The organism is Mesorhizobium sp. M0751 (assembly GCF_040320265.1).
Taxonomy (GTDB): Bacteria; Pseudomonadota; Alphaproteobacteria; order Rhizobiales; family Rhizobiaceae; genus Mesorhizobium.
Map to the genome: position 1 here is coordinate 1 of NZ_JAMYPH010000024.1, position 25,675 is coordinate 25,675.

General features: G+C 60.9%; 28 protein-coding genes and 2 pseudogenes. 17 read left to right on the forward strand and 13 right to left on the reverse strand.

What is annotated here, in order from left to right; genetic code table 11:
* Nucleotides 1-267: 267 nt before the first annotated feature.
* Nucleotides 268-351 (forward strand): annotated as a pseudogene (locus NKI19_RS27645) (DUF2905 family protein); the annotation flags it as partial.
* Nucleotides 352-1,093: 742 nt separating this feature from the next.
* Here the strand turns inward: NKI19_RS27645 and NKI19_RS32925 are convergent.
* Nucleotides 1,094-1,492: a DUF3072 domain-containing protein gene (locus NKI19_RS32925; protein ID WP_502899345.1), complete on the reverse strand. Its 399-nt coding sequence runs from the start codon at nt 1,490-1,492 to the stop codon at nt 1,094-1,096.
* Nucleotides 1,493-1,910: 418 nt separating this feature from the next.
* Here NKI19_RS32925 and NKI19_RS27655 point away from each other — a divergent pair.
* A pseudogene (locus tag NKI19_RS27655) lies at nt 1,911-2,662 on the forward strand (nucleotidyltransferase family protein).
* Between the two features lie 241 nt (nt 2,663-2,903).
* Here NKI19_RS27655 and NKI19_RS27660 read toward each other — a convergent pair.
* Together NKI19_RS27660 and NKI19_RS27665 are read right to left on the reverse strand one after the other, a co-directional pair.
* Nucleotides 2,904-3,161: a type II toxin-antitoxin system VapB family antitoxin gene (locus tag NKI19_RS27660; RefSeq protein WP_352492918.1), complete on the reverse strand. Its 258-nt coding sequence runs from the start codon at nt 3,159-3,161 to the stop codon at nt 2,904-2,906.
* A gap of 78 nt (nt 3,162-3,239) precedes the next feature.
* The gene (locus NKI19_RS27665) at nt 3,240-3,431 is read right to left on the reverse strand and encodes a hypothetical protein (protein ID WP_352492917.1); all 192 of its coding nucleotides are present in this window, start codon (nt 3,429-3,431) and stop codon (nt 3,240-3,242) included.
* A gap of 273 nt (nt 3,432-3,704) precedes the next feature.
* Here NKI19_RS27665 and trbB point away from each other — a divergent pair, with 273 nt between their 5' ends.
* The 11 genes from trbB to NKI19_RS27720 all read left to right on the forward strand — a co-directional run bounded on the left by trbB (nt 3,705) and on the right by NKI19_RS27720 (nt 13,503).
* Nucleotides 3,705-4,721, forward strand: a complete 1,017-nt coding sequence (trbB, locus tag NKI19_RS27670) for a P-type conjugative transfer ATPase TrbB (protein ID WP_352492916.1) — start codon at nt 3,705-3,707, stop codon at nt 4,719-4,721.
* 74 nt (nt 4,722-4,795) lie between these two features.
* Nucleotides 4,796-5,059, forward strand: coding sequence for a TrbC/VirB2 family type IV secretion system protein (locus NKI19_RS27675; protein ID WP_352492921.1), 264 nt, complete (start codon nt 4,796-4,798; stop codon nt 5,057-5,059).
* Nucleotides 5,059-5,322, forward strand: coding sequence for a VirB3 family type IV secretion system protein (locus NKI19_RS27680; RefSeq protein WP_352492915.1), 264 nt, complete (start codon nt 5,059-5,061; stop codon nt 5,320-5,322). Before NKI19_RS27675 ends, NKI19_RS27680 begins: the two co-directional genes overlap by 1 nt.
* Before the next feature lie 10 nt (nt 5,323-5,332).
* Entirely contained in the window at nt 5,333-7,840 is a 2,508-nt protein-coding gene (gene trbE / locus NKI19_RS27685; RefSeq protein ID WP_352492914.1) for a conjugal transfer protein TrbE, read from the forward strand.
* Nucleotides 7,841-7,872: 32 nt separating this feature from the next.
* On the forward strand, nt 7,873-8,586 hold the full coding sequence (gene trbJ, locus NKI19_RS27690; protein WP_352492913.1) for a P-type conjugative transfer protein TrbJ: 714 nt from the start codon (nt 7,873-7,875) through the stop codon (nt 8,584-8,586).
* Nucleotides 8,587-8,597: 11 nt separating this feature from the next.
* A complete protein-coding gene (gene trbK-alt / locus NKI19_RS27695) occupies nt 8,598-8,957 on the forward strand; it encodes a putative entry exclusion protein TrbK-alt (protein ID WP_352492912.1) in 360 nt (119 codons plus the stop codon).
* A complete protein-coding gene (trbL, locus tag NKI19_RS27700; RefSeq protein WP_352492911.1) occupies nt 8,954-10,324 on the forward strand; it encodes a P-type conjugative transfer protein TrbL in 1,371 nt (456 codons plus the stop codon). Before trbK-alt ends, trbL begins: the two co-directional genes overlap by 4 nt.
* On the forward strand, nt 10,321-11,007 hold the full coding sequence (gene trbF / locus NKI19_RS27705; RefSeq protein ID WP_352492910.1) for a conjugal transfer protein TrbF: 687 nt from the start codon (nt 10,321-10,323) through the stop codon (nt 11,005-11,007). Before trbL ends, trbF begins: the two co-directional genes overlap by 4 nt.
* A complete protein-coding gene (gene trbG / locus NKI19_RS27710; RefSeq protein WP_352492909.1) occupies nt 11,004-12,068 on the forward strand; it encodes a P-type conjugative transfer protein TrbG in 1,065 nt (354 codons plus the stop codon). The genes trbF and trbG overlap by 4 nt, the downstream gene beginning before the upstream one ends.
* Nucleotides 12,065-13,279 carry a TraB/TrbI/VirB10 family type IV secretion system protein gene (locus tag NKI19_RS27715; RefSeq protein WP_352566546.1) on the forward strand — a complete coding sequence of 405 codons (1,215 nt, stop codon included), beginning with the start codon at nt 12,065-12,067 and terminating at the stop codon, nt 13,277-13,279. Before trbG ends, NKI19_RS27715 begins: the two co-directional genes overlap by 4 nt.
* Nucleotides 13,276-13,503, forward strand: coding sequence for a DUF2274 domain-containing protein (locus NKI19_RS27720; RefSeq protein ID WP_352492907.1), 228 nt, complete (start codon nt 13,276-13,278; stop codon nt 13,501-13,503). The genes NKI19_RS27715 and NKI19_RS27720 overlap by 4 nt, the downstream gene beginning before the upstream one ends.
* A gap of 283 nt (nt 13,504-13,786) precedes the next feature.
* Here NKI19_RS27720 and NKI19_RS27725 read toward each other — a convergent pair whose 3' ends face one another.
* Together NKI19_RS27725 and NKI19_RS27730 are read right to left on the reverse strand one after the other, a co-directional pair.
* Complete coding sequence (locus tag NKI19_RS27725) at nt 13,787-14,857, reverse strand: ATP-binding protein (RefSeq protein WP_502899346.1); 1,071 nt, start codon at nt 14,855-14,857, stop codon at nt 13,787-13,789.
* A gap of 308 nt (nt 14,858-15,165) precedes the next feature.
* On the reverse strand, nt 15,166-16,053 hold the full coding sequence (locus tag NKI19_RS27730; protein ID WP_352566548.1) for a LysR family transcriptional regulator: 888 nt from the start codon (nt 16,051-16,053) through the stop codon (nt 15,166-15,168).
* 365 nt (nt 16,054-16,418) lie between these two features.
* Here NKI19_RS27730 and NKI19_RS27735 point away from each other — a divergent pair, with 365 nt between their 5' ends.
* Entirely contained in the window at nt 16,419-17,384 is a 966-nt protein-coding gene (locus NKI19_RS27735) for a GHMP family kinase ATP-binding protein (protein WP_352566620.1), read from the forward strand.
* Nucleotides 17,381-18,427, forward strand: a complete 1,047-nt coding sequence (locus tag NKI19_RS27740) for a PLP-dependent cysteine synthase family protein (protein ID WP_352492904.1) — start codon at nt 17,381-17,383, stop codon at nt 18,425-18,427. The genes NKI19_RS27735 and NKI19_RS27740 overlap by 4 nt, the downstream gene beginning before the upstream one ends.
* A 44-nt stretch (nt 18,428-18,471) precedes the next feature.
* On the opposite strand, the gene NKI19_RS27745 is transcribed toward NKI19_RS27740, so the two are convergent.
* The 7 genes from NKI19_RS27745 to NKI19_RS27775 all read right to left on the reverse strand — a co-directional run bounded on the left by NKI19_RS27745 (nt 18,472) and on the right by NKI19_RS27775 (nt 24,113).
* A complete protein-coding gene (locus NKI19_RS27745) occupies nt 18,472-19,203 on the reverse strand; it encodes an amino acid ABC transporter ATP-binding protein (protein WP_352566550.1) in 732 nt (243 codons plus the stop codon).
* Nucleotides 19,200-19,856 carry an amino acid ABC transporter permease gene (locus NKI19_RS27750; protein WP_352492902.1) on the reverse strand — a complete coding sequence of 219 codons (657 nt, stop codon included), beginning with the start codon at nt 19,854-19,856 and terminating at the stop codon, nt 19,200-19,202. The genes NKI19_RS27745 and NKI19_RS27750 overlap by 4 nt, the downstream gene beginning before the upstream one ends.
* Before the next feature lie 104 nt (nt 19,857-19,960).
* Nucleotides 19,961-20,707, reverse strand: a complete 747-nt coding sequence (locus NKI19_RS27755) for a substrate-binding periplasmic protein (RefSeq protein ID WP_352566552.1) — start codon at nt 20,705-20,707, stop codon at nt 19,961-19,963.
* 160 nt (nt 20,708-20,867) lie between these two features.
* Complete coding sequence (locus NKI19_RS27760) at nt 20,868-22,160, reverse strand: threonine synthase (protein ID WP_352566554.1); 1,293 nt, start codon at nt 22,158-22,160, stop codon at nt 20,868-20,870.
* Entirely contained in the window at nt 22,157-22,780 is a 624-nt protein-coding gene (locus tag NKI19_RS27765) for a M24 family metallopeptidase (RefSeq protein ID WP_352951257.1), read from the reverse strand. Before NKI19_RS27765 ends, NKI19_RS27760 begins: the two co-directional genes overlap by 4 nt.
* A gap of 6 nt (nt 22,781-22,786) precedes the next feature.
* The gene (locus NKI19_RS27770; RefSeq protein ID WP_352951255.1) at nt 22,787-23,350 is read right to left on the reverse strand and encodes an aminopeptidase P family N-terminal domain-containing protein; all 564 of its coding nucleotides are present in this window, start codon (nt 23,348-23,350) and stop codon (nt 22,787-22,789) included.
* Nucleotides 23,340-24,113, reverse strand: a complete 774-nt coding sequence (locus NKI19_RS27775; protein ID WP_352566558.1) for an IclR family transcriptional regulator — start codon at nt 24,111-24,113, stop codon at nt 23,340-23,342. The genes NKI19_RS27770 and NKI19_RS27775 overlap by 11 nt, the downstream gene beginning before the upstream one ends.
* Before the next feature lie 146 nt (nt 24,114-24,259).
* On the opposite strand from NKI19_RS27775, the gene NKI19_RS27780 reads away from it, so the two are divergent.
* Nucleotides 24,260-24,520 (forward strand): helix-turn-helix domain-containing protein, encoded by a 261-nt coding sequence (locus NKI19_RS27780; RefSeq protein WP_352492898.1) that lies wholly within the window; start codon nt 24,260-24,262, stop codon nt 24,518-24,520.
* Between the two features lie 27 nt (nt 24,521-24,547).
* Here NKI19_RS27780 and NKI19_RS27785 read toward each other — a convergent pair whose 3' ends face one another.
* The gene (locus NKI19_RS27785; protein ID WP_292654544.1) at nt 24,548-24,763 is read right to left on the reverse strand and encodes a helix-turn-helix domain-containing protein; all 216 of its coding nucleotides are present in this window, start codon (nt 24,761-24,763) and stop codon (nt 24,548-24,550) included.
* Nucleotides 24,764-24,890: 127 nt separating this feature from the next.
* On the opposite strand from NKI19_RS27785, the gene NKI19_RS27790 reads away from it, so the two are divergent.
* Entirely contained in the window at nt 24,891-25,640 is a 750-nt protein-coding gene (locus NKI19_RS27790) for an autoinducer binding domain-containing protein (protein ID WP_352492897.1), read from the forward strand.
* Nucleotides 25,641-25,675 lie beyond the last annotated feature (35 nt).

The following is a 25,675-nucleotide window of genomic DNA, read 5'->3' on the forward strand; positions in this document are numbered from 1 at the left end:
TTCGGCGGCGACCGCCGTCTTTCAAACAAGCTTCGGCGGCAACCAAGACGAGCGAGAGCTTCCGGTTGCGAAGTATTCTATACAGAGCGTATTTATAGTTGTGCCGTCCGTGCTCCTCGCGTGCAATAGGTTGCCCTTATTCAACTCCTCTGGATCCAAGAACTGCAATCCATGAGAAATGTTTCACCGGCTCGATAAAAAGAATGGCGCTCCCGCCTCACATATGCCGCGACCGTTGACCAGGACCGGCGCAAGCTCCAACGTGAGAACTTCACGTTTTATGCTCCGATCGGCACCGGGATTCTGATCAGCATCGTGCTTTCGTTTGTTCTGTGGGCCCTCGACCGATAGCAAGCACGGCCAGCCCGCGTCGCCGGAGGATAAGAACGACGCGGGCCGATCGGAGATATCCGACCTGGCAGCAAAAATATGAGGGAAAGAGTTTGCTGCCGGGACAGAACTTTCCCTGCGCGCCGGTGTTCCATCGCGTGAATAAAAAAAGCCCGCCGCACAGTTTGATGCGGCGGGGCCGATCAAGCGCGGTTGCACCGGGCGGGGGCTCGGGGTCGGGCATGCCCTGTGCTCGCGGATCACGGGAACTTTAGATGCATCAGGTGCAATGCGTCCACCAACCGACGGTTGGAGTTTCATTCCGAGAGCTTTCTCACAGTGCGTTTACCGGGAACCCAGGCTTGGCACGGCACGTTGCTCAGTCGCCACCTTCGCAAAGGATGCATGCAATGGCGAAAGACATATCTCGGGAGGAAGAGCAACGCGGCACCGAAAAAGTTCTCTTCTGGGGCGCTGCAATGTCCTTTTTGTGTCTCTGCTGACCGTCGCGCTGATCGGGACGTCCTGATCTGTTTCGACAGCAGGATTAGACTGGCGGGCGCGAGGTCCTGGTGAGCTTAGGCGGATGCCGGGCTGCTGCACCCTAAAAGCCGCTCCCATCCGGCGTTCGTGGTCTCGATCGCGACGCGAGCAGCAGCGCGCTGAATTCAGAAAATTAATTGCGCGGGTCACAACGGCAGCAAAACTCTCCCAATTCGACCCGCGCTGTCCCTCGCTGGATACGAAACGCCACGAGCGGACGCTACAGGCCTAACTTCTCCCGGAGTGCATCAATGCGTTTAGAAGCTTCCGCCTTGCTGAGGCCGTCAGCATAGGCGTCAGGGTCGTCGGCCTGTTCGGCCAGAGTTTTCAAATACGAGGCTTGTGCGGGAGTCATTGGGTCATCTCCGCTGATCCAATCTTGCGGGTCCTTTTCGACATTTGCCGGAGTCTCGATTTTTGGGTTGTGCCGGTCGCCCATGCTCAATCTCCCTTGATGATTACCACAATGAGAAATGATCATGATTTGTTCCGCCACATTGGTGGGCCTTCTCAGACCGTTTGCACCGATTGGTCTGCGGATCGAATACCAGAGAAGGCCGCGTTCGAGCGGCGCTTTTGCTTCACTTGCGCTGACGTAGACAAGCTGCTTCGTCGTCATATTGTTTAATTAATGCAGCTACTTCAACAGTCACAATGGAATCATGTGAGAGCTGTTGCAATCGGCCGCTCCGCCGCCTTATTGTGTCTTGCAACAGATCGGAGTTGAACGTGTGGCAACTGTTGAATTGACTGATTTTGTTGAATTAAATAACGATCAGCGCCGGGAAAAAGTCAATTCCGTCCAACGCTTCATTGCGCTCAAAGAGGCCCAAAGGAAGGCGAAGAGCTTTCGGGGATCCCTCGTTTGGCACACCGTGAACGGCATCGACCATTTGATGCGAAGCTACTACGACGCCGCTGGCGTACGACACCAAAAGGCAGAGGGTCGGCGCTCGCCGGCGAGCGAAGCTGTCAAGGCGAATTGGGAAGCAGCTCGCGCGTCCGCCCAAGAAACGCTCTCTGCGCGACAGGAGAAGATGGAGCGCCAATCTGCTGTCAATCGCGCGCTCCGGCTTGGGCGTGTTCCCCTGATCGCCGCAAGAATTATCAGGGCAATCGATAACGCCGGTCTTCTCGGGGAAGGCATTCGTATTGCTGGCACGAATGCGATCTACGCCTATGAGGCGGCGGCCGGAGTGTTCGTGGAGCCCGGAATCACATCGACGCAAGATATCGATCTCCTCATGGACTCGCGCCAATCCCTCAGGATCATGTCTGGCGTCAACGTCGAAGATGGAGCGCTCATCAACCTTTTGCGCAAGGTCGATCGGTCTTTCGAGCGTTCGTCCGCCACGTTCCCCGCGCGGTGAACCGCGACGGATACCTCGTCGATCCGATCAGACCGCACGCAAACCCGGCGTGGAAGCCGAGCCGGGAAAGTATCGGAAAGGCAAACGACGAATTGGTGGCCGCCGAGATCGCCGACTTGGCATGGTTGGAAAATGCCCCTGCTTTCGAAGCAATCGCCATCGATGAAAAAGGCGGACCGTTACGGCTCGTGGTTCCCGATCCGCGTATTTTTGCCGTTCACCAATTCTGGGTCTCAAAACGAGCTGATCGCGAGCCAATCAAGCGCCGTCGCGACCTAGGCCAAGCGCAAGTGGTTGCCCGACTGACGACGCAGTATCTCGAGCATCTCGCCTACGAAGCAAGCGAGCTTCGGGTCCTACCAAGGGCCGTTTTCGACGAGGCCCATCATTTGTTCGCGCAACCAGCGTCGCGGCGGTGAATGTCCGAGCTACATGTTGGCCCGGCTGGATTGGCCCTCAACCTCCAACCGATCGAAGAGGCGGCCCAGCAGCGCCAGACCGGAGGGACGAGAGACGCCAGCTTGTTCTACTTTGGGACCAATTGGCGTGACACCCGTTGATGCAGGCCTAGCTGCCAGAATCGAAACTAATTGAACGCTGTTACAGGGCCCAAGCTGGAGCTCCGAAGGATCGCTACAACAGCTGAGGTATCGATCACCATCAGTTGGGGATTCCATGCTCGTCATACCCGATGATCTCCTCGTCGCTGCGACTATCCAGTTCAGGCAATCGTGCCACTCTTTCTCGGATGGCGCGCAATTCTGCCAGCAGACGCTCCTGAGCGGTCCCTCCAAAGCCCAAGCGATGCAGGCGCTCGCTAAGGGCCTGATGGATGGCTGCTGTCTTGCTGATACCCTGGCGGCGCGCGAGTTCATCAGCGAGAGCCACCGTAGCCGGATTTTTGATGTTCAGGGACATGAGAAACTCCAAAAATCTACCTTTCTGGCAATTTCCACCATAGTTCTCTAGGCTCTTCAACATACCTGCAAGCCTCGCCTACCCATGCGCCGGATTGACCACGACAATCGCCAGGCAGGCGCCTGCCAAGGTGGCGACCGCCAGTCTCTCGAAGCTGCCTGTCGACTCCAATCCGACAACGGCCGATGAAAGGGCTGCCAGCCGCCAAACCTCCACCCCGGCGTGGTCATTCTCCACCGAGAACGTCTCACCGGACGGCAAAACATGCACGCCGAGCCGATCCTTGGAAACCTCGATGCCAAAATGATTTCCTAAGCGGGTTCCGCTTGCGGACTAGATATAGCCGGCTGTTCTGCTGGAGCGGCGATGGCCAGTCGGGCACCGGGTTGCTGAGCTATCGCGGCCGCGGCACCGCATTTCGCAAGTCTCTGCACGTCACGCCACGATCGCCGGTTTTGCTTGTTGCAAGGCCGGCGTTCCTGCCTTTTCTAATGATCCCCGACCGCGCCACGAACCAGTTCGTGGTGAGAAACGGGGACCGGCATGGCGACCAACTATCAGACCAACAAGGGAGCGGCATCGCGCGGCGCGCGCATGCTGCGCACCGCCCTCGGCCCGGCCATCGCACGCTTCCTTGATGATCCAGCCATTGTCGAGGTGATGCTCAATCCCGACGGTCGCCTGTGGGTTGATCGTCTCAGGGAAGGGCTCGTTGCAAGCAATGAAATACTGATCGCGGCCGACGGCGAACGGATCGTCAGGCTGGTCGCGCACCATGTCGGTGCCGAGGTGCATTCGGGCTCGCCGCGTGTTTCGGCGGAACTGCCCGGGACCGGCGAACGGTTCGAGGGCCTGTTGCCGCCTGTTGTCACGGCGCCAACCTTCGCCATCCGCAAGCCGGCAGTCGCGGTGTTTACGCTTCAGGACTATGTCGCTGCCGGCATCATGACCGAAGGCCAGGCTGACTTCCTGCAGCTTGCCGTGGAGACACGGAAGAACGTGCTGGTGGCCGGCGGCACATCGACGGGCAAGACCACGCTGGTCAACGCGCTTTTGGCGGAGGTGGCTAAAACCGCCGAGCGCGTCGTGCTGATCGAGGATACGCGTGAGCTGCAGTGTGCTGCGCCCAATCTTGTAGCGCTGCGCACCAAGGACGGTGTCGCCTCGCTGTCCGATCTAGTGAAGTCATCATTGCGGCTTCGGCCCGACCGCATCCCGATCGGCGAGGTACGGGGCGCCGAAGCGCTCGATTTGCTGAAGGCCTGGGGCACCGGCCATCCCGGTGGCATCGGCACCATCCACGCCAATTCTGCCCTTGGCGCACTGCGGCGACTGGAGCAGCTGGTGCAGGAGGCCGTCGTTACGGTTCCGCGCGCACTTATTGGCGAAACCATAGATCTCATCGCAGTTCTCGCTGGCCGCGGCTCAGCGCGCCGGCTCGTCGAGATCGCCCTGGTCGACGGGCTCGATCCGACCACCGGCGACTACCGCACCTTGGAAGCAAATCTCGAGACCACACTGACCGTGAATCACCACCCGCCCTTTGGAGCTTCAGAATGACCCCGATCCGCTTCAATTCATTGGCTATCCGCAAACTTGCCGTCGAGCTTTCGTATGCGGCGACCGCCGCGATCATGACGATTGCGCCCGCCCATGCTGCCGGTTCCTCCATGCCCTGGGAGGAGCCCCTTCAGCAAATTCTCGAATCGATTGAGGGGCCAGTTGCCAAGATTGTGGCGGTAATCATCATCATCATCACCGGCTTGTCGCTCGCCTTCGGTGACACGTCAGGCGGATTTCGCCGGCTGATCCAGATCGTCTTCGGGCTGTCGATCGCTTTCGCGGCAAGTTCGTTCTTCCTGTCGTTTTTCTCCTTCGGCGGCGGAGCGCTGATCTGATGGAGGAGGAAGTCCGTGGCTTTTTCGCGCCGGTTCATCGCGCACTCACCGAACCGATCCTGCTCGGCGGCGCGCCGCGTGCAGTCGCGATTGCCAACGGCACGCTCGCCGGCGCGGTCGGATTGGGACTTCGTTTGTGGGTCGCCGGGCTTGTCATCTGGGCCGCCGGGCATCTCATGGCCGTCTGGGCGGCAAAGCGCGATGCGCAATTCGTCGATGTGGTTCGCCGGCACCTGCGCTACCCCGCGCATTTCGGATGTTGAGGTTTTCGCCATGATGAACCTCGCGGAATACCGAAAGAAGAGTGCCAGCCTCCCCGACTATCTGCCTTGGGCCGCCCTGGTGGCGCCGGGCGTGGTGCTTAACAAGGACGGCAGTTTTCAAAGAACGGCGCGTTTTCGCGGGCCGGATCTGGACTCCGCGACGCCGGCGGAGCTCGTCGGCACAACCGCGCGGCTCAACGGCGCGCTGCGCCGGCTCGGCTCCGGCTGGGCAATTTTTGTCGAAGCGCAGCGCAATCCCGCCAGCGGCTACCCGGAGAGCCGTTTCCCGGATTGCGCATCCGCACTTTTCGACATCGAGCGTCGCGAACAGTTCGAAGACTCCGGTGTGCTGTTTGAAAGCAGCTACTTCCTCACCTTCGTGTGGCTGCCTCCGGCCGAGGAAGCGTCGCGAATGGAGAGCTGGCTCTACGAAGGCCGGGAAAAGACCGGTGTCGATCCGTGGGAGCTCCTGAAAAGTTTTGTCGATCGCACCGACCGCGTGCTCAACCTCATCGAGGGCTTCGTTCCCGAAGCTGACTGGCTCGACGATGAAGAGACGCTGAGTTACCTGCACTCAACCATTTCGACCAAGCGGCATCGCGTTCGTGTGCCAGAAACGCCGATGCATCTCGATAGCCTGCTTGTCGATCAGCCGTTGGCCGGCGGGTTAGAGCCGAGGCTTGCCGATGCGCATTTGCGCACACTCACCATCACCGGGTTCCCGACGATGACCTTCCCGGGGATTCTCGACGACCTTAATCGCCTTGCCTTCCCCTACCGCTGGTCGACGCGGGCGATCATGCTCGACAAGACCGACGCAACCAAGTTGGTGACGAAGATACGCCGTCAGTGGTTCGCGAAACGGAAATCCGTCGCCGCGATCCTCAAGGAGGTGATGACCAACGAGGCGTCCGTCCTCGTCGATACGGATGCCGCCAACAAGGCGGCCGACGCCGACGCGGCGCTCCAGGATCTGGGCTCAGATCAGATCGGCGAAGCCTATGTCACCGCCACCGTGACTGTCTGGGATGCCGACCCCTCGATTGCCGACGAAAAGCTGCGTCAGGTTGAAAAGATCGTTCAGGGCAGGGACTTCACCTGCATCGCCGAAGGCGTCAACGCTGTCGAAGCTTGGCTGGGCGGCATCCCTGGCCACGTCTATGCCAATATTCGCCAGCCCCCGCTTTCGACGCTCAACCTCGCGCACATGATTCCACTGTCCGCGGTCTGGGCAGGTCCGATCGAGGACGACCATTTTGGCGCTCCGCCGCTGTTCTTCGCCAGAACGGAAGGTGCCACGCCGTTCCGGTTCAGCCTGCATGTTGGAGACGTCGGCCACACCCTCGTGGTCGGCCCAACGGGCGCCGGCAAGTCGGTCCTGTTGGCGATGATCGCGCTTCAGTTCCGGCGTTACAAAAACAACCAGGTCTTTGCCTTCGATTTCGGTGGCTCAATCCGCGCGGCCATGCTCGCCATGAATGGTGACTGGCACAATCTCGGAAGCAATACCGCAAGCGGGCAGGGGTCTGACGATCCATTGCCCTTGCTCACTTTGACCGATCTGTCGAACGACGTTGACACTGTGTCGCTACAGCCGCTTGCCCGCATCCATCATGCGCCAGAGCGGGCCTGGGCGGCCGACTGGCTTGTCGACATTCTGCTGCGCGAGGGCGTGACCATCGCGCCGCAGGTCAAGGAACATCTGTGGTCGGCACTGACATCGCTGGCTTCTGCGCCAGTCCAGGAGAGGACGCTGACTGGCCTGTCCGTGCTGCTGCAGTCGTCGCCGCTGAAACAGGCGCTTGGTCCCTACTGTATCGGCGGTGCTTATGGCCGGCTGCTTGATGCCGAGCATGAGCGTCTCGGCGAGGCCCCCGTCCAGGCGTTCGAAACCGAGGGCCTGATCGGCACAGGTGCTGCTCCCGCGGTGCTTGCCTATCTGTTCCACCGCATCGAGCAGAGGATGGACGGCCGGCCAACACTGCTGCTCATCGACGAGGGCTGGCTGGCGCTCGACGATGGCGGTTTCGCCGACCAGCTGCGCGAATGGCTGAAGACGCTGAGAAAGAAGAACGCCAGCGTGGTCTTCGCCACGCAGTCGCTTTCCGACATCGACGGATCGCCAATCGCGCCGGCAATAGTCGAAAGCTGCCCGACGCGGCTGTTCTTGCCAAACGAGCGCGCCATCGAGCCGCAGATCACCGAGATCTATCGACGCTTTGGGCTCAACGATCGCCAGATCGAGATCATCGCCCGGGCGATACCGAAGCGCGACTATTACTGTCAAAGCCGCCGCGGCAACCGTCTGTTCGAACTGGGGCTCGGTACGGTCGCGCTGGCGCTCTGCGCCACATCGTCCAAATCGGACCAGGCCGCGATCGATCGGATAATCGCCGAGGCCGGCCGAGACCATTTCCTCGAGGCCTGGCTAGCGGATCGCGGCCTCTCCTGGGCGGCCGACCTCATCCCAGGTCTCACCAACATGATCGACCAGTCCACCGAGGAGATTTCGTCATGAATTCCATTCTTGCACGCAGCCATATTGGTCGCATGGCGGCAGCCGGCGCCATCGCGGTCGCCACGGCGCTGTCATCGGCACCAGCATCGGCGCTGATCGTGTTCGATCCCAGGAACTATGCTGAGAACCTACTTTCGGCATCGCGCGCCCTGGAGCAGATCCAAAACCAGATCACCTCCCTGCAAAACGAAGCGCAGATGCTGATCAACCAGGCGAAGAATCTCACTTCGCTGCCGACCTCGCTGCTTGGCCAGATCGAGGGTAATTTTTCCCAGATGAAGAGCTTACTCGGCGAGGCCGAGAAGCTGGCCTATAGCGTCCAGGATATCGAGAGCCAGTTTGCCTCCACTTACGCGAATTTCGGTTCGGATCTCTCCAGCCAGCAGCTTGTCGAGGGGGCGCATCAGCGGTGGCAGACCTCGGTGTCTGCCTTCGAGCATTCACTGAAAACGGGCGCCGTCGCAGTCGACAACATCGCAGGGACACAGGAGCAAACGGGTGCTCTGGTCAGCGCCAGCCAGTCGGCTGTCGGCGTGCTGCAGGCGACGCAGGCCGGCAACCAGCTCCTCGCCGTCCAGGCCAAGCAAGTTGCTGATCTCACCGCGATGCTGGCGGCACAAGGAAGGGCCGAGGCCCTTGAGCAGGCGAGGAGGGCTGCCGCGCAGGAGCAGGCGCGGGAACAGTTCAGTCGTTTCATGACGGGCAGCAGCTACAGCGCTTCATCCGTAAAAATGTTCCACGACTGAGGCGAAGAGGCATGGATCTCAAGATCGCCGCCCGGATGACATCCGTTCTCGCCCTTGGCGCCGCCATGACCGCCGCCTTCATGGCGCTGCGCGGCGACGGCTCGCAGGACGCGTCCTCCCCGCGTTCGGCACATCCGGGCGGCGAGCCGGCAAGCGTTGAACTTGCCCGATGCCGGGACATCGGAATGGCGGCGATTGGTGACGAAGCCTGCAGGAAAGCCTGGGCTGAAGGCCGCCGACGCTTTTTGCGGCCATCTCGTCCCGTAGCGCCAAACGCGGCTCCGACGATCGAAAAGGACCCAGGTCGCCTGCCGCCGCTCCAACCGCCTCGCGCGGAAGACCGGCTCGATCCGGAAATGGTGGCGCCATGAACGACACCGGCGTCATTGACCGCTTCCTCGAGACTTTCACACGCTACATCGATTCCGGATTTGGCCTGCTCGGCGGCGAGGTGGCATTCCTGACCTCCACGCTGATCGTCATCGACGTTACGATTGCCGGGCTGTTCTGGGCCTGGGGTGCTGACGAGGACGTGCTGCACCGCCTCGTGAAGAAGACGCTCTATATCGGCTTCTTCGCCTTCATCATCGGCAACTTCAATCGTCTGGCCGGCATCGTCTTCGAGAGCTTTTCCGGGCTCGGCCTGAAGGCTGGAGGTTCGGCACTTTCAGGCTCGGCATTGCTGCAGCCGGGCCGCGTCGCGCAAGTCGGCATCGATGCCGGCAATCCGATCCTCGAGGCCGCAAGCCAGCTGATGGGCTACGTCTCGTTCTTCGAGAATTTCGTCCAGATCGTAGTGCTAATGATCGCCTGGGCGATCGTATTGATCGCGTTCTTTCTTCTGGCCGTCCAGATCTTCGTCACGCTGGTCGAATTCAAGCTGACGACGCTGGCCGGGTTTGTGCTGATCCCCTTTGCGCTGTTCAACCGGACCGCCTTCCTTGCCGAAAAAGTGCTTGGCAACATCGTTGCCTCCGGCGTGAAGATACTGGTCCTTGCCGTCATCGTCGGCATCGGCTCGGGCCTGTTCGGCGAGTTCACCCAAGGCTTCGGCGCCGAACAGCCCACAATCACGGATGCGCTGTCGCTTGTGCTCGGCGCTCTGTCGCTGATGGGGCTGTCGGTCTTCGGTCCTGGCATTGCGACGGGGCTGGTTTCTGGTGCCCCGCAACTGGGCGCAGGTGCCGCCGTTGGCACGAGCCTCGTCGCTGGCGGCCTTGGCGTGGCTGGCGCTATGGGTGCTCGCGCCGGATTGAGCGGCGCAGCAGGCGCACTCAATGCTGGTGCGCGTATGTCGGCAGCAGCCGCACGCGGCGGCGCGCATCTTGCCGGCAGCGCTTCGGGCGCCTGGGAGCTTGGCGCAGCGACATCTGGACGAGACGGTGCAGGCTCGGTCGCCGCTGGCATGGCAGGTGTCGCCAGGGCTGGCGCCAGAGCTGCCGTTCGACCGGTGAGGCAGGCCATGTCGCGCGCTGTGTCGGCGCTGTCCGACAGCTATGAGGCCGGCCGCTTTGCGGCTTGGACTGCGACGAGTGGAGAGCACTCGTCGGGCACCGCTTCCTCCGGTGACTGGCCGACCACCGAGGCCAGTACCGACTCTCCGCCGGCATGGGCAAAACGCATGAAACGTAGCCAGGCCATGAGCCATGGCGCCAGCATCGCCGCCCATTCGGTCCACTCGAGTGATGATGGCGGCGGCTCGATGAATGTTTCCCTCGATCAGGACGACCGCCGATGACCCCCTTTAGACGCCCTTTCGTTCGTTACGCCAAAACGCCTCAGCCCGAGACGCCATATCAGCGTGCAGCCCAGATTTGGGACGAGCGCATTGGCTCGGCTCGCGTCCAGGCGAAGAATTGGCGGCTGATGGCTTTCGGCTCGCTCGTCCTGGCCGGCGGTTTTGCATCTGCATTGGTCTGGCAATCGACGCGCGGTTCGGTGGTTCCCTGGGTAGTTCAGGTCGACAAGTTTGGTGAGGCGCAGCTTGTCGCCCCGGCCGCCGCCGACTATCGGCCGACCGACCCCCAGATCGCCTGGCATCTGGCCCGCTTCATCGAACAGGTCAGAAGCATTCCGGCCGACCCCGTTATCGTCCGTCAAAATTGGCTGCGCGCCTACGATTACACCACGGATCGTGGCGCCACTTCTCTCAATGATTACGCTCGCTTGAACGACCCTTTTGCCAAAGTGGGCAAACTCCAGATCGCGATCGAGGTTTCCAGCGTCATCCGTGCTTCGCCCGATTCCTTCCGCGTCGCCTGGATCGAGCGCCGCTACGAGAACGGCAACCTGGCCGGCACCGAGCGCTGGACCGCAATCCTCACGATCGTGATCCAACAACCCCGCAACGCCGACCGGCTGAAAGCCAATCCGCTCGGCGTCTATGTCAACGCCATCAGCTGGTCGAAGGAGCTTTCATGATGCGTGCGGCACGTACAAGAAGATCGGCGAGACCGGCCACGGGCAATGCGCCCAAGGCACGTATATTTGCCCTGGCACTCCTGTCGGCAACGGCGCTCGCCGGCTGTGCATCGAAGAAATACATTCCGCCGCAGATCGCCTATGACGATGCGGTGCCGGCCGTGCGCAAGGTCGACCTGCCTGGTCCGGTGAAGGTGGTGGAAGTGCCGAAATCGCTTCCGCTGCCGGGTCAGTTGAAACCGGTCGACGCCGCGAAAGTAAAGCCGGAGCCGACCGATCCGAAGCAGCGGATCAGCCAGGCGAACGAGGCGGCAAGAATGCAGCCGGTTCGCGACGGGTTCGTCAATGCCATCCAGCTCTATCCCTGGAGTGAGGGCGCGCTCTACCAGATCTATGCCGCGCCCGGCCAGGTCACCGACATCGCCTTGCAGCCCGGCGAGCAGCTTGTCGGCTCCGGGCCTGTGGCCGCCGGCGACACGGTGCGCTGGATCATTGGCGACACACAAAGCGGGGCAGGGGAGCGCCAACAGGTCCATATTCTTGTGAAGCCGACACGGCCGGATCTCCAGACCAATCTCGTCATCAACAGCGATCGCCGCACCTATCATCTCGAGCTGCGCTCGACCGAAAAGACCTACATGGCCTCGGTCTCCTGGCAGTATCCGCAGGACCAGCTGATTGCGCTGCGGCGGCAGAACGCGCAGGCTTCCGCCGCACAGCCGGTTGCGTCCGGCGTCGACATCCAGAAGCTGAATTTCCGCTACCGCATCGAAGGCGACGCAGCACCCTGGCGACCGCTTCGCGCCTTCGACGACGGTGCAAAAGTCTATATCGAGTTCCCGTCAGGCATAGGGCAGGGCGAAATGCCGCCGCTCTTCGTCATCGGCCCATCGGGCGGCTCGGAACTGGTCAACTACCGTGCTCGCCAGAATTACTATGTCGTGGATCGGCTGTTTGCCGCCGCTGAACTGAGGCTCGGCGACAAAACAAGTGAGAAGCGCGTCCGCATCGTGCGCACGGACGGCAAACGTACCTCGCCCAGCACGAGGCTTTTGCGATGAGCGACCCTGCAAACGCACCCAACCAGGACATTCGAGCGGAACTGCGCCTGCGGCCCGAACCGGCGAGCGTCACGCGACTGTCGCGCAAGGTGCTGATAGGCCTTGGTGGAGTTGCCAGCGCTGCGATCCTCGGCACGTTGATTTGGGCGCTCGACACCAGACAGCGTGGGACCGAACAGCCGCCCGAGCTCTTCACCACCGAAAACCGCTCAACGGCCGACGGGCTACAGAAGCTGCCGAAGGACTATGCCGGTGTTCCGCAACTCGGCCCCGCACTGCCTGGCGATTTGGGCCGGCCGATCTTGCGTGCCCAGGAACGCGGCCAGCCGGTTGGGGCATCCAATGTCAGTGGACCGCGCACCGATCCGGGGGAGCAGCGCCGACTTGCCGAGATCGAGGCCGCACGCGTGGCGAAGCTCTTCACCGATACGAGCACGAGAGCTGGTCCGGTACGACAGGGTGCTGGCAGCAGAGTCACGGAACCGGACACCCAATCTGGTCTGACTCTGCCTCCCCGGACGCCACCGATCGATCCTGGTGCCGCGCAAAACATGCAGGATGGCAAGCTCGCCTTCGTCAATGCCGAGCCAGACCGTCGCACTGTCAGCCCCGATCGGCTCGCCGAGAAGGCCTCGCCCTATGTGGTGCAAGCCGGCACCGTCATTCCGGCTGCCCTTATCACCGGCATCCGCTCCGACCTGCCTGGCGATATCACCGCTCAGGTTACGGAAAATGTCTACGACAGCCCGACAGGATCCCATCTCCTGATCCCGCAGGGTGCGAGGCTGATCGGCCAGTACGACAGCCACGTCGCCTTCGGCCAGTCGCGCGTGCTGCTGGTCTGGAACCGGCTGATCATGCCTGACGGCACTTCAATCGTTCTGGAGCGCCAGCAGGGCGCAGATGCTGAAGGATTTTCCGGACTTGAAGACGAGGTTGACCATCATTGGGGCCAGATGTTTCGTGCCGCTGCACTCTCGACATTGCTGGGCATTGGGACATCGCTTGGGTCCAGCGACGATGAAAGCGAAATCGCCAAGGCCATCCGCGAAAGCGCGCAGGGTTCCGCCTCCGATATTGGCCAGCAGCTCGTGCGAAATCAGCTCAACGTCCAGCCGACGCTCACCGTGCGGCCCGGTTTCCCGGTTCGCGTGATTGTCAATCGCGACCTTGTTCTTGTGCCTTACGGAACGCCGAAGGATCCATCATGACCAAGCTGAGACTCTCCGCCATTCCCGATGACCGTCCGGTCAAGATCACGGTCGAACTGCCTGCCGCCGTTCATCGCGACCTTGTCGCTTATGCCGACGTGCTTGGCCGTCAAAACGGCCAGGCAATCGCAGACCCGGCAAAGCTGATCGCGCCGATGCTGGCACGATTTATGGCAACGGACAGGGCATTCGGCCGAATGCGTTCCGACACGAAGTCAGGGTAATCAAAGGCAGCGATTGGCCTGAGGGTTGTCTGCTCGGCCTGACGGTTGTCCGCACTGAGAGCAACCCGCATCTGCTCAAGATCAGCATTGTGGTCCGCTGGCGATCAAGGGCGCATCGGATGGTCTATGAAACCGGCCAGACGAACACAAAGGCTGACCGACATGTAGGTGGCCTCATCGTCAGACAACAAATGAACCGTCGACCTCACCATCGCCTCGAGCGTGGGACGAGAGGGGTCTATTGAGCCTCCGCTCTGACGGGATGAATACGAAGGCCATTCTATCATGCTTCGCCAAGCAGCGCCCGGCCTAGATCTTGCAGCGGCACCGCTTCGACGCCGTGCTGGAGCGGAAAGCGCTCCGATCCGGGAAAGACGACGATGCGCCGTACCGGCGCAAGATCCTCGCATGCCTGATGAAAACCCTTCTCCACCTTCGGCGTCAGGCTACGCTTGACTTCGATTGCCCAGAGGCGTTGCCCCGGCAACGTGAGCAGCAGGTCGATCTCCGCGCCCGCAGCCGTTCGGTAGAAATTGCTCAGCGTACCGGCGGGCGCGGCCGCGGTGAGGGTCTCGATCACAAAGCCTTCCCAGGAGGCGCCGGCCACTGGGTGCCCAAGCACGTCTTCCTGCGTGGCGAGACCAAGCAGCGCATGGGTGATGCCGCTGTCGCGAACGTAGACGCGCGGGGATTTAATCAAGCGCTTGCCAACATTGGCATGCCAGGGCTCCAGCCGGCGAACCAACAGGAGATCAACGAGGAGGTTGAGATAGGATGCGACTGTCTTGGCGTCGACGCCGAGCGCGCGGGCGAACTCGGCAGCGTTGAGCAGGCTGGCTTGGCGGTGCGCCAGCATGGTCCAGAAGCGACGCAACGTCTCGGCAGGGATGCGCGGACCGAGGAGGGGAATGTCGCGTTCCAGATAGGTGCGGATGAAATCCAGCCGCCATCGCTGGCTGGCGCGGTCACTGGTGGCCAGAAAGCTGTCGGGGAAGCCGCCGCGTACCCATAGCGGCCCAAGGTCGGCAGCGCCGACCTCGAGACCGTCGATCGGATGCATTTCGAGATAGGCAATGCGGCCGGCAAGGGTCTCGCCGGACTGCCTCATGAGATCGATCGACGCCGAACCTAAGAGCAGGAAGCGGCCGGCTTTGCGACCGCCACGCCGACCGCGGTCGATCAGCCCGCGCAGGTTCTGGAACAGGTTCGGTAGCCGGTGGACCTCGTCCAGGATAACCAGCTTGTCCTGGTGCTCGGCCAGGTAAAGCTCCGGCTCGGCAAGCCGGGCGCGGTCGGCATCCGATTCGAGGTCGAGATAGATCGAAGGACGCCGTTCGGCTATTTCCAGCGCCAGGGTTGTCTTGCCGCCTGACGCGGCCCGAGTAGCGCCACAGCGGGCATGCTGTCCAGCATCTCAGTGAGTTCTGTGCTGACGCGGCGTTCAATCATCCTTGCAATTATGGAGTACAGTTCCAGTTTTGCAAGGAAGAGGTGCGACCCCGGCAGTTCAAGCCGAGCTGGGGAAGGGGCGTTAAAAGCACGCCTTGTCGAGATTGGCGCCGAACCGATTGCACCGATGCTGATTTATGACGACAGACAGAGAGTTTGTTCGCCAGACCCAACACACTCTGAAACCGGGTGACTGTTCGGGTCGGATGACTGTCAGGACGAATACCGATCACGCAGGAATGAGATGAAGGTCGGCAGGGCAGGATTGGCGTTGTCGGGGCGCCAACGGGCCAAACTGGAGATCTGGATTGGTTTGCCGCCGAGCCGCAGCTTGCGACAGACCGCATCATGAGGAACACTGTCGGCATCTCGATCATGGATCAGAGCGACTCCAAGCCCGTTGCCGACAAGGCGCAAAAGGATGCCCGCACTGACGTGGTGTTCGACGATTGGAGGAAGCTGCACGGCGCGTCCGACAGCGTCGGCGAGCTGAAACGCTTCGCCCCTGCGCACCAGCAACGTCTCCTGGTACAACTCGTGCCACTCGATCACGGAACGGCTGGCGAGAGGATGATTTGAGGCAACAACGACAGCCAGAGTGTCTTTCCACAGCGTCAATTCGAACGCGCCGCCGGTAAACCGGGAGGAGGAGGTCACGACCACGTCGACCTGGGTGGTACCCAGAGCAGCCTCGGGCGAAGGGTAAGGACTCTCTGTCAAGCTGACGGTCACATTGGGATGAGATTGCCCGAACTCGATGATTGCATCCAAGGCTCGCCCGGCGAGGATGATCCCGTTGGAGCCGATGGAAAGTTTTTCTTGGTCATCTTTGGTGCCGGACCTGGCCAGAGTGAGCGTGTTGTCGAGCTCAAGCAGCACCGAGCGCAGACGCTCCAGGAATCGCTCGCCGACCGGGGTTGGGCCGACGCCGCGAGCATGGCGATGAAATATCCTGGTACCCACCGCGTATTCGAGATCGCGGATGCGCCGGCTGAGCGCGGTGTGATCGATCCCTGTGCGTCGCGAGGCGCGAAGAAAGCTGCCCTCTTCCGCGACCACAAGTGCATAATTGAGGGTCGCAAGTTGGATGGAACTCCGCATCTCTGCTCAAAGTCAAGTTGGCGACAAGACGCGTTTGAGCGCTTTTGGCCGCTGCGGGCTATCGCCAAATCTCAGTATTGACACAGGGTGAGCAGTCCAACCCTCCTTACAAGAACAATAATGAAGACACGGTGCATGGCGCACTGGTTTCGGAACAGTTGTCCGCATGGCCAACCGCGCTCTGCGCGTGCTGCTGTATCTAGTCTAGTATTTGACGCACGAATTGGTGGGGCGATCTTGTCCGCATCTTTGCATGGATGCCCTGCCAGTGGCACTACCAAGATTTGGCGAGTGACAGCATGGATCAGTCATACGCATCATCTGTCAATTCCAGGCGAGGAGGTGACGTGGTGACAAAGTCGGGGATGCCGAAATCCGGCGATGGGACAAATTCGAGCAACATCAACAAGGAGACTATCAGGCTGCCTCTGGCGGTAGGAGTCGGACGAGCGCACGCCCATCATGGGGAGTTCCTCCAAGGCGTCTTTGAAGGGGAAAACGGAAGGCTTTGCCGCGGGCTCGTAACCCTGCCACTCACCTCTCAAGAGTCGCTAGCGACTTTCTGGCCGCATGAACAAATTGGGATTCGACCGCGGCCTGCAAACCGGACCAAAGCGGCACGCGCGGCGGCGCTCACGCTCGAGCATATCGGAGTAGCTGAAGGAGGTGGGGAACTTACGGTCGAAAGCCCTATTATGATCGGGCATGGCTATGGCTCCTCGACTGCAGACGTCATTGCTGCAATTCGTGCGGTGGCAGCTGCAGCGGGCCTCACACTGCGCCAGTCAACAATTGCGCGACTGGCGGTGGCCGCGGAAGGCGCAAGCGACGCCATTGCCTACGGCGACCAACCCCTCCTCTTCGCCCACCGGGAAGGCCGTACGATCGAACATTTCGGCAGCGAATTCCCGCCCCTTCTCTTGGTAGGTTTCAGGGACGGCAGTGCCCGGCCGATCGATACGCTGAGCATGCCGCGGGCACGCTATGATGGTGAGGAAATCGGGTTGTTCCGGGTTCTGCGGGGATTGGCGAACCGCTCAATCCGGCAACAAGATCCCCGCCTGCTTGGACGTGTCGCAACCATCAGCGCCAGTATCAGTCAGAGGCATCTTCCCAAGGCATCCTTCAACACCGTTTTGGAAATAGCGCGGGCGCATGACGCGTGCGGTGTGCAGGTGGCCCACAGCGGCACATTGATCGGCATCCTTCTGGACGCCGCTGCGCCCAGGGCGGCCACACGCGCTGCTGAGATCGCAAGGCAGGTGAGCGGCGCAGGCCTCCGAGGCGTCCATATGTTTGCCCTTAATGCCGAAACGGGGCTAATCCAGTGAGCGCGGCGCCAGACTATTTACGCGCCTATGAGACGCCGCGATTTGCCCAACTCGCACCTAATCTCAACGCCGCCTGTTTTTCCCTCATGAAGCTGATCCCCGCCCGGTTCATGGTCGATCAGGCGGAAGCGTCAGGGCGCCTCAGGCGGGAAGGTCACATCATCGAAACGACGTCGGGCACATTCGGCCTCGCCATCGCTATGCTGGCCGCTGTTCGTGGCTATGCGCTTACACTTGTCACGGCCTCCAGCCTCATCGACCTGAAACTCAGGCGGCGTCTGGAACAACTTGGTGCCAAAGTCACGGCCATCGACGATCCTCAGGGAGACGGCAATCAGCGCGGTCGGCTCGAGTATCTTCACCAGACCCTGCAAGATAGTCCGGGCACGTATTGGCCTCGCCAATACGACAGTCCGGAAAACCGCCTTGCCTACGCGCGCCTGGCAGACCTCGTTGTTCGATCATTCGGCCGTATCGATTGCCTCGTCGGGTGCGTGGGCACTGGGGGATCGCTCTGTGGAACCGGAGGCTTTCTTCGTGAGCTCTTTCCTGATCTCAGGATGATTGCTGTCGATACCCACAGAAGCATGCTCTTTGGCCAGCCTGTCGGACGTCGCATGCTGCGCGGGCTCGGCAACAGCGTTTTGCCGGACAATGTTCGTCATGAGATGATCGACGATATTCATTGGGTGGGCGCATTGCCGGCTTACGCGATGGCGCATGGGCTGTTTCGCGATCACGGGCTCTTCATGGGGCCGACCAGCGGCGCCGCAGCCTTGGTCGGCGCCTGGTTCGCCAGGCAAAATCCGGAAGCCTCCACCGTCGTGATAATGCCAGATGAAGGGCATCGTCATTCCGATACAGTCTACAATCCGGACTGGCTCGCCGGTTTGAAGGATTGGCCAATCTCAATTCCTCTTGAACCAACTGTTCTCACCCAAATTCGTCCGGCCGAAGAGACGGCTTGGACGAGATTCCCCTGGAACCGCAGAACTTTAAACGCCGTCCTCGCAGGGCTGGGCGGCCTGTCCCCTACGCAGTGACCGGACCGAATCCAGACTAGGCGACAAACCAACATCGGCAGGAGTCAGACAGGGTGCATGACCCGGTGAAGAAAATCCCTAGTGCGTTCGTGTTTCGGACTTCGAAGGAGCTCCTTGGCCGGGCCTTGCTCGACGATCCTGCCGCCGTCGAGAAAGAGGATGCTGTCGGAAACCTCTCGCGCGAACTGAATTTCGTGCGTAACCACGAGCATGGTCATGTTCTCGTCTGCCAGCGCGCGCATGACCTGCAGGACTTCGCCGACCGTTTCCGGGTCAAGTGCTGAGGTGGGCTCGTCGAAAAGAATGGCCTGCGGGCGCATCGCCAGGGCGCGGGCGATGGCCACGCGCTGCTGCTGGCCGCCCGACAATGACGCGGGATAGGCATTCGTCTTGTCGGCCAGCCCGACGCGATTGAGCAATGCCATGGCCCGCTCGCGGACCTGGTTCCTGTTTTCCTTCAGCACGTAGAGCGGCCCTTCCATGACGTTTTCCAGCGCTGTGCGATGCGGAAACAGGTTGAAGCGTTGGAAGACCATGGAAACACGGGTGCAGATGGCGTGAACCTGCGGCGAGGCGGCATCCACCACGGTGCCGTCGATGCTGATGCGACCGCGCTGATAGGTCTCAAGTCCGTTCACACATCGTAGAAGCGTCGATTTGCCGGAACCCGAGGGCCCGATCAAACATACGACCTGCCCCTTGGCGATCTCGGCGTTGATTCCCTTGAGGACTTCATGGGCGCCGAAGGACTTGTGCACGTCATCGAAGGTGATCATCCCGTCGCCCCAAGATAGCTCTCGACTCTGCGCATAAGCAGGTTCAGCGGAACCGTCAGGCACAGGTAAAGCAGTGCCACCAAGGTAAAAACTGTCATGTTGTCGAAAGTGGACGACGCAAGCATCTTACCCTGCATGGTCAACTCCTGAACCGAAATCACCGACACAAGCGAGGAGTCCTTCAGCAGCATGATCATGTTGTTGGCGTAAGGCGGCAGGATGATCTTGACCGCCTGCGGCAGCACGACGCGGCGCATCATCATCGGACGCTTCATCCCGATCGATTTTGCCGCTTCGACCTGACCCTTGTCGACCGCCTCGATGCCCGCGCGGAAGGTTTCCCCGAGATAGCAGGAGTGAGCCAGGCCCAGCCCGATCGTGCCGGCCTGGAGCGCGGTCAGGTTGATGCCGATCTCGGGCGCGACAAAGTAGATATAAAAGAGAACCACCAGCAGTGGTATGCCGCGCACGAAGTCGACAAGCAGCTGCGTCGGCACGGCGAGACAGCGTATCCCCGATGTCCTGAACAGCGCCCATACAAGGCCGAGCGCCGTCGCCAGACACAGCGCAAGAACGGTTATCATGACGGTCAGCCAAACGCCTTGAAGAAGAAGCGGTAGATATTCCCTTGCGTGCGCGATGAAATTGGTCATGGCCGGCTTCCTCTTGGCACGTTCCCGGCCGTCAGGGCCGGTCATTGCGATGCGATCCTATGGTCCTGCCAGCCGGTGCTTGTTTCGAGCTCGAGGGGATGGCTTCAGAGGCCATATTTGGAAAAAATTCGGCTTAATTCGCCGCTTTCCTTCAGCTTGGCGATGGAGGCATTCACCTTTTCGAGAAGCAGTGGATTTTCCTTGGCAACCGCCAACGCGACTTCGCCTTTTTTCATCGGCCGATAGCCGTCGACGAGGCGAACACCCAGGTCGGGGTTTTTTGAAAGCTGATAAGCGACGATCGGGGCGTCACCAAAGCCGGCCTTGATGCGGCCCAGGACTACATCACGCATCATGTCAGCGATTGAGTCGTAGAGCTTGACTTGACCGAAGACGCCAAGCGCTTCCAGAGCATCGGCGTAGGTCGAGCCGATCTGCGCCCCGACGGTCTCACCTCTCAGCTCTTCGATCGTGTAGTTCTTGCTGTCGCCGGCAGCAACAAACATCGCCTCGCCATAGGCGTAAATCGGCGTGCTGAAATTGATCACCTGCTTGCGCTTGTCGGTTATGAACATGCTGGCGGAAATCAGATTGATCTTGTCGGTCGTCAATGCCGGGATCAGGGCTGGAAAAGCGTTTACCTGGAAGTCGGCCGTCGTGCCAAGGTTTGCGGCAATCGCGCTTGCCAGATCGACCATCGCGCCAGTCGGCTTTCGGGTTGCGGTATCGACAAACGTGAACGGCACCCCGGTTGGCGTGACGCCGACCCTGAGGGTTTCCTCAGCCATCGCCTGAGTTGCGATTGCGACGCCGAGGGCTGCGAGCCAGCCGATGAGAGTTTTGCCAAGCATGAAAATTCCCCTTTCATTATTGAATCGAGGTTCCGCTCGCCAAGCGAGTTGAATTTGCCTCTCGTGGATAGCTTTTGGAAGTCGCAATACCGTCCGGTGGCGGACGGGATCATCAGTCGATCAGAAGTCGCATCCGTCCATGATCGCCTCTATCTCCTCTTCAGGACATCCTGGTCGCGCCTTGTTCATGAGAGGACGTGAAATAGTCACGGTCCCCGGCAAGGTGTTCCCAGGCTTCTGCAACTGACCGAAACGATTGTTGTGCTTGGTCAGGGCCGGTCGAACGATCCAAATCCTTGAGTCCGCTCGCGGTTACGATGGCAACGACGCTGTCCGACCGCGCGATCGTGCCCTCCCGTCTCAGGGATTCAATAGCCGCAAATGGCGTCACCGAGGCAAGCTCGGCAAAAACCCCCTCGGTGCCCGCAAGCTGCCGCTGCATGGCTATCAGGCCGAAATTGCCGACCGGCATCGCCATGCCACCAGATTCGCGCAGCGCGTTGAGCGCCTGAAACGTGCTTCGTGTGGTGCCGATCGAGATGGCCAGCGTGTCGAAGCCCGCGGGAACCTCGGCAACCAGATCGGCATTGCCGGCAAGCGCTTTGGCCAAAGATCCGTGCACTTCCGCCGCCACGAGTCTCGGCAACCGATCGATCCTGCCTTGGCTAAGAAGGTCCTTGAATCCCGCCCAGAGCCCGGCTAGCGCGTCGCCATAGCAAACAGGCAAGGCGCACCAGTCCGGCACGGCTCCGTGCATCTGTTCGACGATCTCGTAAGCCAGGGTCTTGTAGCCCTCGATCCCGACAGGATGGCTGCCCACCACGGGGCTGTGAAACGGCGACGTCGCAAACCATCCGAGGCGCTCGGTACCAGCGGCAAGTAATGGCCAGCGATGGGATTTGTCGGCCAGGGATACGACGCTGGCGCCGTATTTGCGGATCTGCGCCAACATTGCGCCGGCGGTGCCTGAGAATGTCACAACGACGCATTTCAGGCCCGCCCGTGCAGCATAGGCGGCAAGTGAGGCCCCGGCGTTGCCCGACGAAGCAGTCGCCACGACGCGTGCACCACTCAAACGTGCCATGGACACCGCCACGGTCGAGAAGCGGTCCTTGTGGGACCACGTGGGGTTCGCGCCCTCGTCCTTGATAAGAAGCTTGGGCACTCCGAGCTGCTTTCCCAGCCTCTCGGCGCTCAGCAGCGGCGTCAGACCCTCGCCCAGCGAGATTGCATCGCTGAGCCCGCAAGGAAGCATGTCGGCATAGCGCCACAGCGAGGGGAGCGCGCCAGCCCCTGCGGAAGCGGCCGATGTCGCTCCGGACGGATCGTAGACGACCTTAAGATTGGCTGGCGCTTCACCACAGCATATCAGGCAGCCGCGTGAGTCGATTTTGGTATCGCTCGGGAACAAGGCGCCGCATCGAATACAGGAAAAACCTGCCGCGCGGCTCATGACGGCACCCGGGTGATTGCATTGTGCGTCTCTGTCAGCCGCTCCACTCCGCCCTGGCGAACAACCACCATGTCCTCCACCTGGAGTCCCCAGCGGCCGATTTCGTAGTAAGGGGTCTCCACGCACAGCACCATTCCTTCTTCCAGGACGTCGGTACTCCCCGCCGAAAGCGTCGGCACATCGTAACCATCAAGGCCGATGCCGTGGCCGACGTGATCGCGCTCGTAGTGGGCAATTCCTTCGCGCTGAACCACACGCACGACCGCCTCGAAAAGCTGTGCTGCCGGCATGCCGGGCCGGATGATATCGCAGGCATGCTGAACGCCGCGCAGCAGCGCCTGCTGAAGCCGATGCGCCTGCGGCGGCGGCTCGCCCAGCGTGGCGATGCGGGCAATGTCGGCGCGGTAGTGCCGAAACCGGCCACCGACGTCGAAGCGGATGATTTCTCCAGCGCGCAACTTGCGGTCCGACGGCTGGACGTTCATGAGTGCGCTGCGCTCGCCAAAGCCGATGCATCCCAGTACGGGCAGGGCGCCTTCCTCAACCGTCCTGACGTGAAAAGCGCGCGCCAGATCTGCTTCGGTGGCGACTTCCTGAGCGACTGCGAGTGCTTCTTGAATGTAGCGTTAGTCAATCTGGGCAAATTGGCAGAGCCGTTCGATCTCATCTGCAGTCTTTACGGCACGAACCTCGCGAAGCAACGCGGTGGCTGGTAGGAACGACGCATTGAGAAAATGGGCTCTGAGGGCTTCCAGGTATCCTGGCGCGAGCCCCGCCTCGTCTATGCCGATCCGCCCGCGGCCGAGCTGGGCTTCTTCCAGTGCCGCGATCAGAGCCGTAATGGCATCGCGATGCCTCGGCAGCTCGCGAAGCTGGAGGTGCCGTTCACTGGCGCGGTCCATGGCGGTCGAGGAACCCACATCGGCGTAAAAGTCGCCATAGCGCCGCACCTTGCTTACCCAGACGTCCTGATCGGCAACGAGGTCGAGAGTGCTGGTGCTGGCGATGATTTCAGGCGTGCCCTTGTCAGGAGCCGGCCACACCACATAGGCCTGCGGGCCACGACGGATCCATTGCGGCAGAGCCCAGAAGCCGCTCATATAGGTCACGTTTTCCGGCGTCGTCGCTATAAGGGCATCAAGCCCGGCTGCCGACATGCGTTGTTTCAGGCGGGCCTCGTTAAGCAGCATGGTGGGAATCCCGAGCCTGTTTTGCCTCCGGAAAGCCGAGGCCCGCTGAGATGCGCGCCGCAGCCCCAATTACTGCCTCTCCCACCTCGGCGATCTCCACATGCGGCCCAACAGACCGGGGGTAGGCCACGCTTATCGCCGCGGTGATCATGCCCGATGCATCGCGAAGCGGCGCGCCGACCGCGATCAGCCCGGTAAAGTTCTCGTCCAGGGAGGTTGTGTAACCGATAGACTCGCACGCTCTGATCTGAGCCACGAGCTTGTGCGGATCAGTGACGGTGCGTACGGCAACCCGCTCGAGCGGACCCCGTCCGATAATCTCGATGACCGCTTCGCCGCTCAGCTCCATCAGGAGTGCCTTGCCCAAGGCGGTGGAGTGCAAGGGGAACGTTTCGCCGGGTGACGAGCGAATGACGACCGGACTCTTGCTTTGCACGGTCAGGAGATAAATACCGCGATTGCCTCGCCTGATGCCCAGGAACGCGTTGAAGCAACCCTCGGCGGCCAGCGCCTGCAGTTCGATTTCAGCCAAGCCGACGAGGCGATCTCTGCCCAGGACCTTCCGCGCCAGCGCCAGGACGGAATGCCCGAGCCGGTAGCGCCGCGAGTCTGGCGACTGCTCGACATAGCCCTGCTCTGCCAGGGTGTTGAGAATTCGCTGCACGGCGGGAGCACTCTGCTCAAGCCGGCGGGCGAGCTCGCGCACCCCGACCGCTTCGTCCGCGTCCTTGAGCACGTTGAGAACCGCAAGGCCGCGTTTCAACGAAAGATTTCCTGTCACCGGCGTTCCTTATTTCGGAATGGCGTTCCGCAATATGATGAGAAAAGCAGCAATGGCGGCGCCTGTCAATGAAGAATGTTCACTATAGTGTGTCGTCCTAAAGTGTACGCAGCGACGACCATGCCCTCATGGACCTACGGGTGGTTGTCGGTTTGAACGTACAGAGGATCCGGCGCGCACAAGCCCTCTCTCAAGAGGAACTGTCGTTCCGTTCAGGGTTCACGCGCGCCTATCTGAGTGGTCTCGAAGCCGGCCGGCGCAATCCCACAATTCTGTCGCTTGCAAAGCTTGCCACCGCATTAAGCGTTGACATCGAGGATTTGACCAAACGGCCAGGCAAAGACGCCCCAGCCCTGACGCCGCGTACGCGACGCAGCAGAAAATCCTGACGCTCCCGCCGCCTGCTGGCCGGTGGATCACGGCGCGTTGCGACGGATGAGCTGCTCCACGTCAACTTGCAACGCCAACGCCAGTACCTCCAAGGTATCGACGGTCGGTGAGTTCTCCTCCCGCTCCAGCTTGCCGACATAGTTGCGATCAAGGCCGGCAAGGTCCGCGAGCTGCTCCTGGGACAAGCCGGTACCTTGGCGAAGCAACCTTAGATTGCGAGCAAAAACCGACCTCAGCCTCATGCGGCGAGGCAGTCAGAATGCGCCCTTTAGTGCCACCTACTATAGTAGTCAAACGTCATGCCGCAGGTTGCGGTCGGGTCCAACTTATTTATTCTTTCTTTGTCTCAGTACATTGAAGGGGCGTGAAATGTCGGCGGTTCATGGGAGCGTCTTACAGCACCAGCTAACGCAAATCTTTGAAGCAACCGCGCTGATTGATCGTGCAAGCAGCGTCGCCGAAATCATTCGGCAACTGCGCAAGAGCATCGAACGTCACGGCTATGCAGCCTGTCTCGTCACCGAATTGCCACGCCAGGACACCGGATCACTGGATGGACACATCCTTGTTAACGGTTGGCCGGGGGAATGGTACAGCCACTACATGGCTGCCGGACACTATCGCCATGACCCTTGCGTTGCTTTGTGCCGTAGTGCGATTGGGCCGTTCCTTTGGAGGGACGTCCATCACGGCCTGACGAACGGCAATGCCAGGAAGGTGATGGATGAGGCAAAAGAGTTTGGGCTTTGGGACGGGATCTGCATTCCAATCCAAGCCTCATTCGGCGATCCGGCCTGTGTAACGGTTGCCGGACGCGAAATTGATTTGGCGCCGACGGTGCGCTGCACCGTTCATGCCCTTGCGCGCCATGCCTACTCGGCTGCCGAACGACTCGTTGGCAGCTCGCTCAGGCGGCCGAGACAAAAGCTTTCCCAACGGGAGCGTGAAATCCTGCAGTGGGTCGCTGGCGGGAAGACCGCATGGGAGGTTTCCCGAATACTTGGAATTTCGGAAAACACCGTGACGACCCACCTGCGCAACATCAAGCAGAAGCTCAGCACCGCCAATGTCGTGCACGCCATCGTCGAGGCTTATCGCAGGCGCGAAATCGAACTTTAATCCATCCTCAGATCTAGGTATTTCATGGGCAATCG

Coding starts and splice junctions, on each gene's coding strand:
- NKI19_RS27735 (WP_352566620.1), top strand. CDS start 16,419: ATGCCGAAATCCGGCGATGGGACAAATTCGAGCAACATCAACAAGGAG.
- NKI19_RS27720 (WP_352492907.1), top strand. CDS start 13,276: ATGACCAAGCTGAGACTCTCCGCCATTCCCGATGACCGTCCGGTCAAG.
- NKI19_RS27730 (WP_352566548.1), bottom strand. CDS start 16,053: ATGCGGAGTTCCATCCAACTTGCGACCCTCAATTATGCACTTGTGGTC.
- trbG (WP_352492909.1), top strand. CDS start 11,004: ATGATGCGTGCGGCACGTACAAGAAGATCGGCGAGACCGGCCACGGGC.
- NKI19_RS27680 (WP_352492915.1), top strand. CDS start 5,059: ATGGAGGAGGAAGTCCGTGGCTTTTTCGCGCCGGTTCATCGCGCACTC.
- trbL (WP_352492911.1), top strand. CDS start 8,954: ATGAACGACACCGGCGTCATTGACCGCTTCCTCGAGACTTTCACACGC.
- trbB (WP_352492916.1), top strand. CDS start 3,705: ATGGCGACCAACTATCAGACCAACAAGGGAGCGGCATCGCGCGGCGCG.
- NKI19_RS27675 (WP_352492921.1), top strand. CDS start 4,796: ATGACGATTGCGCCCGCCCATGCTGCCGGTTCCTCCATGCCCTGGGAG.
- NKI19_RS27750 (WP_352492902.1), bottom strand. CDS start 19,856: ATGACCAATTTCATCGCGCACGCAAGGGAATATCTACCGCTTCTTCTT.
- NKI19_RS27760 (WP_352566554.1), bottom strand. CDS start 22,160: ATGAGCCGCGCGGCAGGTTTTTCCTGTATTCGATGCGGCGCCTTGTTC.
- NKI19_RS32925 (WP_502899345.1), bottom strand. CDS start 1,492: ATGACGACGAAGCAGCTTGTCTACGTCAGCGCAAGTGAAGCAAAAGCG.
- trbK-alt (WP_352492912.1), top strand. CDS start 8,598: ATGGATCTCAAGATCGCCGCCCGGATGACATCCGTTCTCGCCCTTGGC.
- trbJ (WP_352492913.1), top strand. CDS start 7,873: ATGGCGGCAGCCGGCGCCATCGCGGTCGCCACGGCGCTGTCATCGGCA.
- NKI19_RS27785 (WP_292654544.1), bottom strand. CDS start 24,763: ATGAGGCTGAGGTCGGTTTTTGCTCGCAATCTAAGGTTGCTTCGCCAA.
- NKI19_RS27790 (WP_352492897.1), top strand. CDS start 24,891: ATGTCGGCGGTTCATGGGAGCGTCTTACAGCACCAGCTAACGCAAATC.
- trbE (WP_352492914.1), top strand. CDS start 5,333: ATGATGAACCTCGCGGAATACCGAAAGAAGAGTGCCAGCCTCCCCGAC.
- NKI19_RS27745 (WP_352566550.1), bottom strand. CDS start 19,203: ATGATCACCTTCGATGACGTGCACAAGTCCTTCGGCGCCCATGAAGTC.
- trbF (WP_352492910.1), top strand. CDS start 10,321: ATGACCCCCTTTAGACGCCCTTTCGTTCGTTACGCCAAAACGCCTCAG.
- NKI19_RS27780 (WP_352492898.1), top strand. CDS start 24,260: ATGGACCTACGGGTGGTTGTCGGTTTGAACGTACAGAGGATCCGGCGC.
- NKI19_RS27755 (WP_352566552.1), bottom strand. CDS start 20,707: ATGCTTGGCAAAACTCTCATCGGCTGGCTCGCAGCCCTCGGCGTCGCA.
- NKI19_RS27660 (WP_352492918.1), bottom strand. CDS start 3,161: ATGTCCCTGAACATCAAAAATCCGGCTACGGTGGCTCTCGCTGATGAA.
- NKI19_RS27770 (WP_352951255.1), bottom strand. CDS start 23,350: ATGCTGCTTAACGAGGCCCGCCTGAAACAACGCATGTCGGCAGCCGGG.
- NKI19_RS27715 (WP_352566546.1), top strand. CDS start 12,065: ATGAGCGACCCTGCAAACGCACCCAACCAGGACATTCGAGCGGAACTG.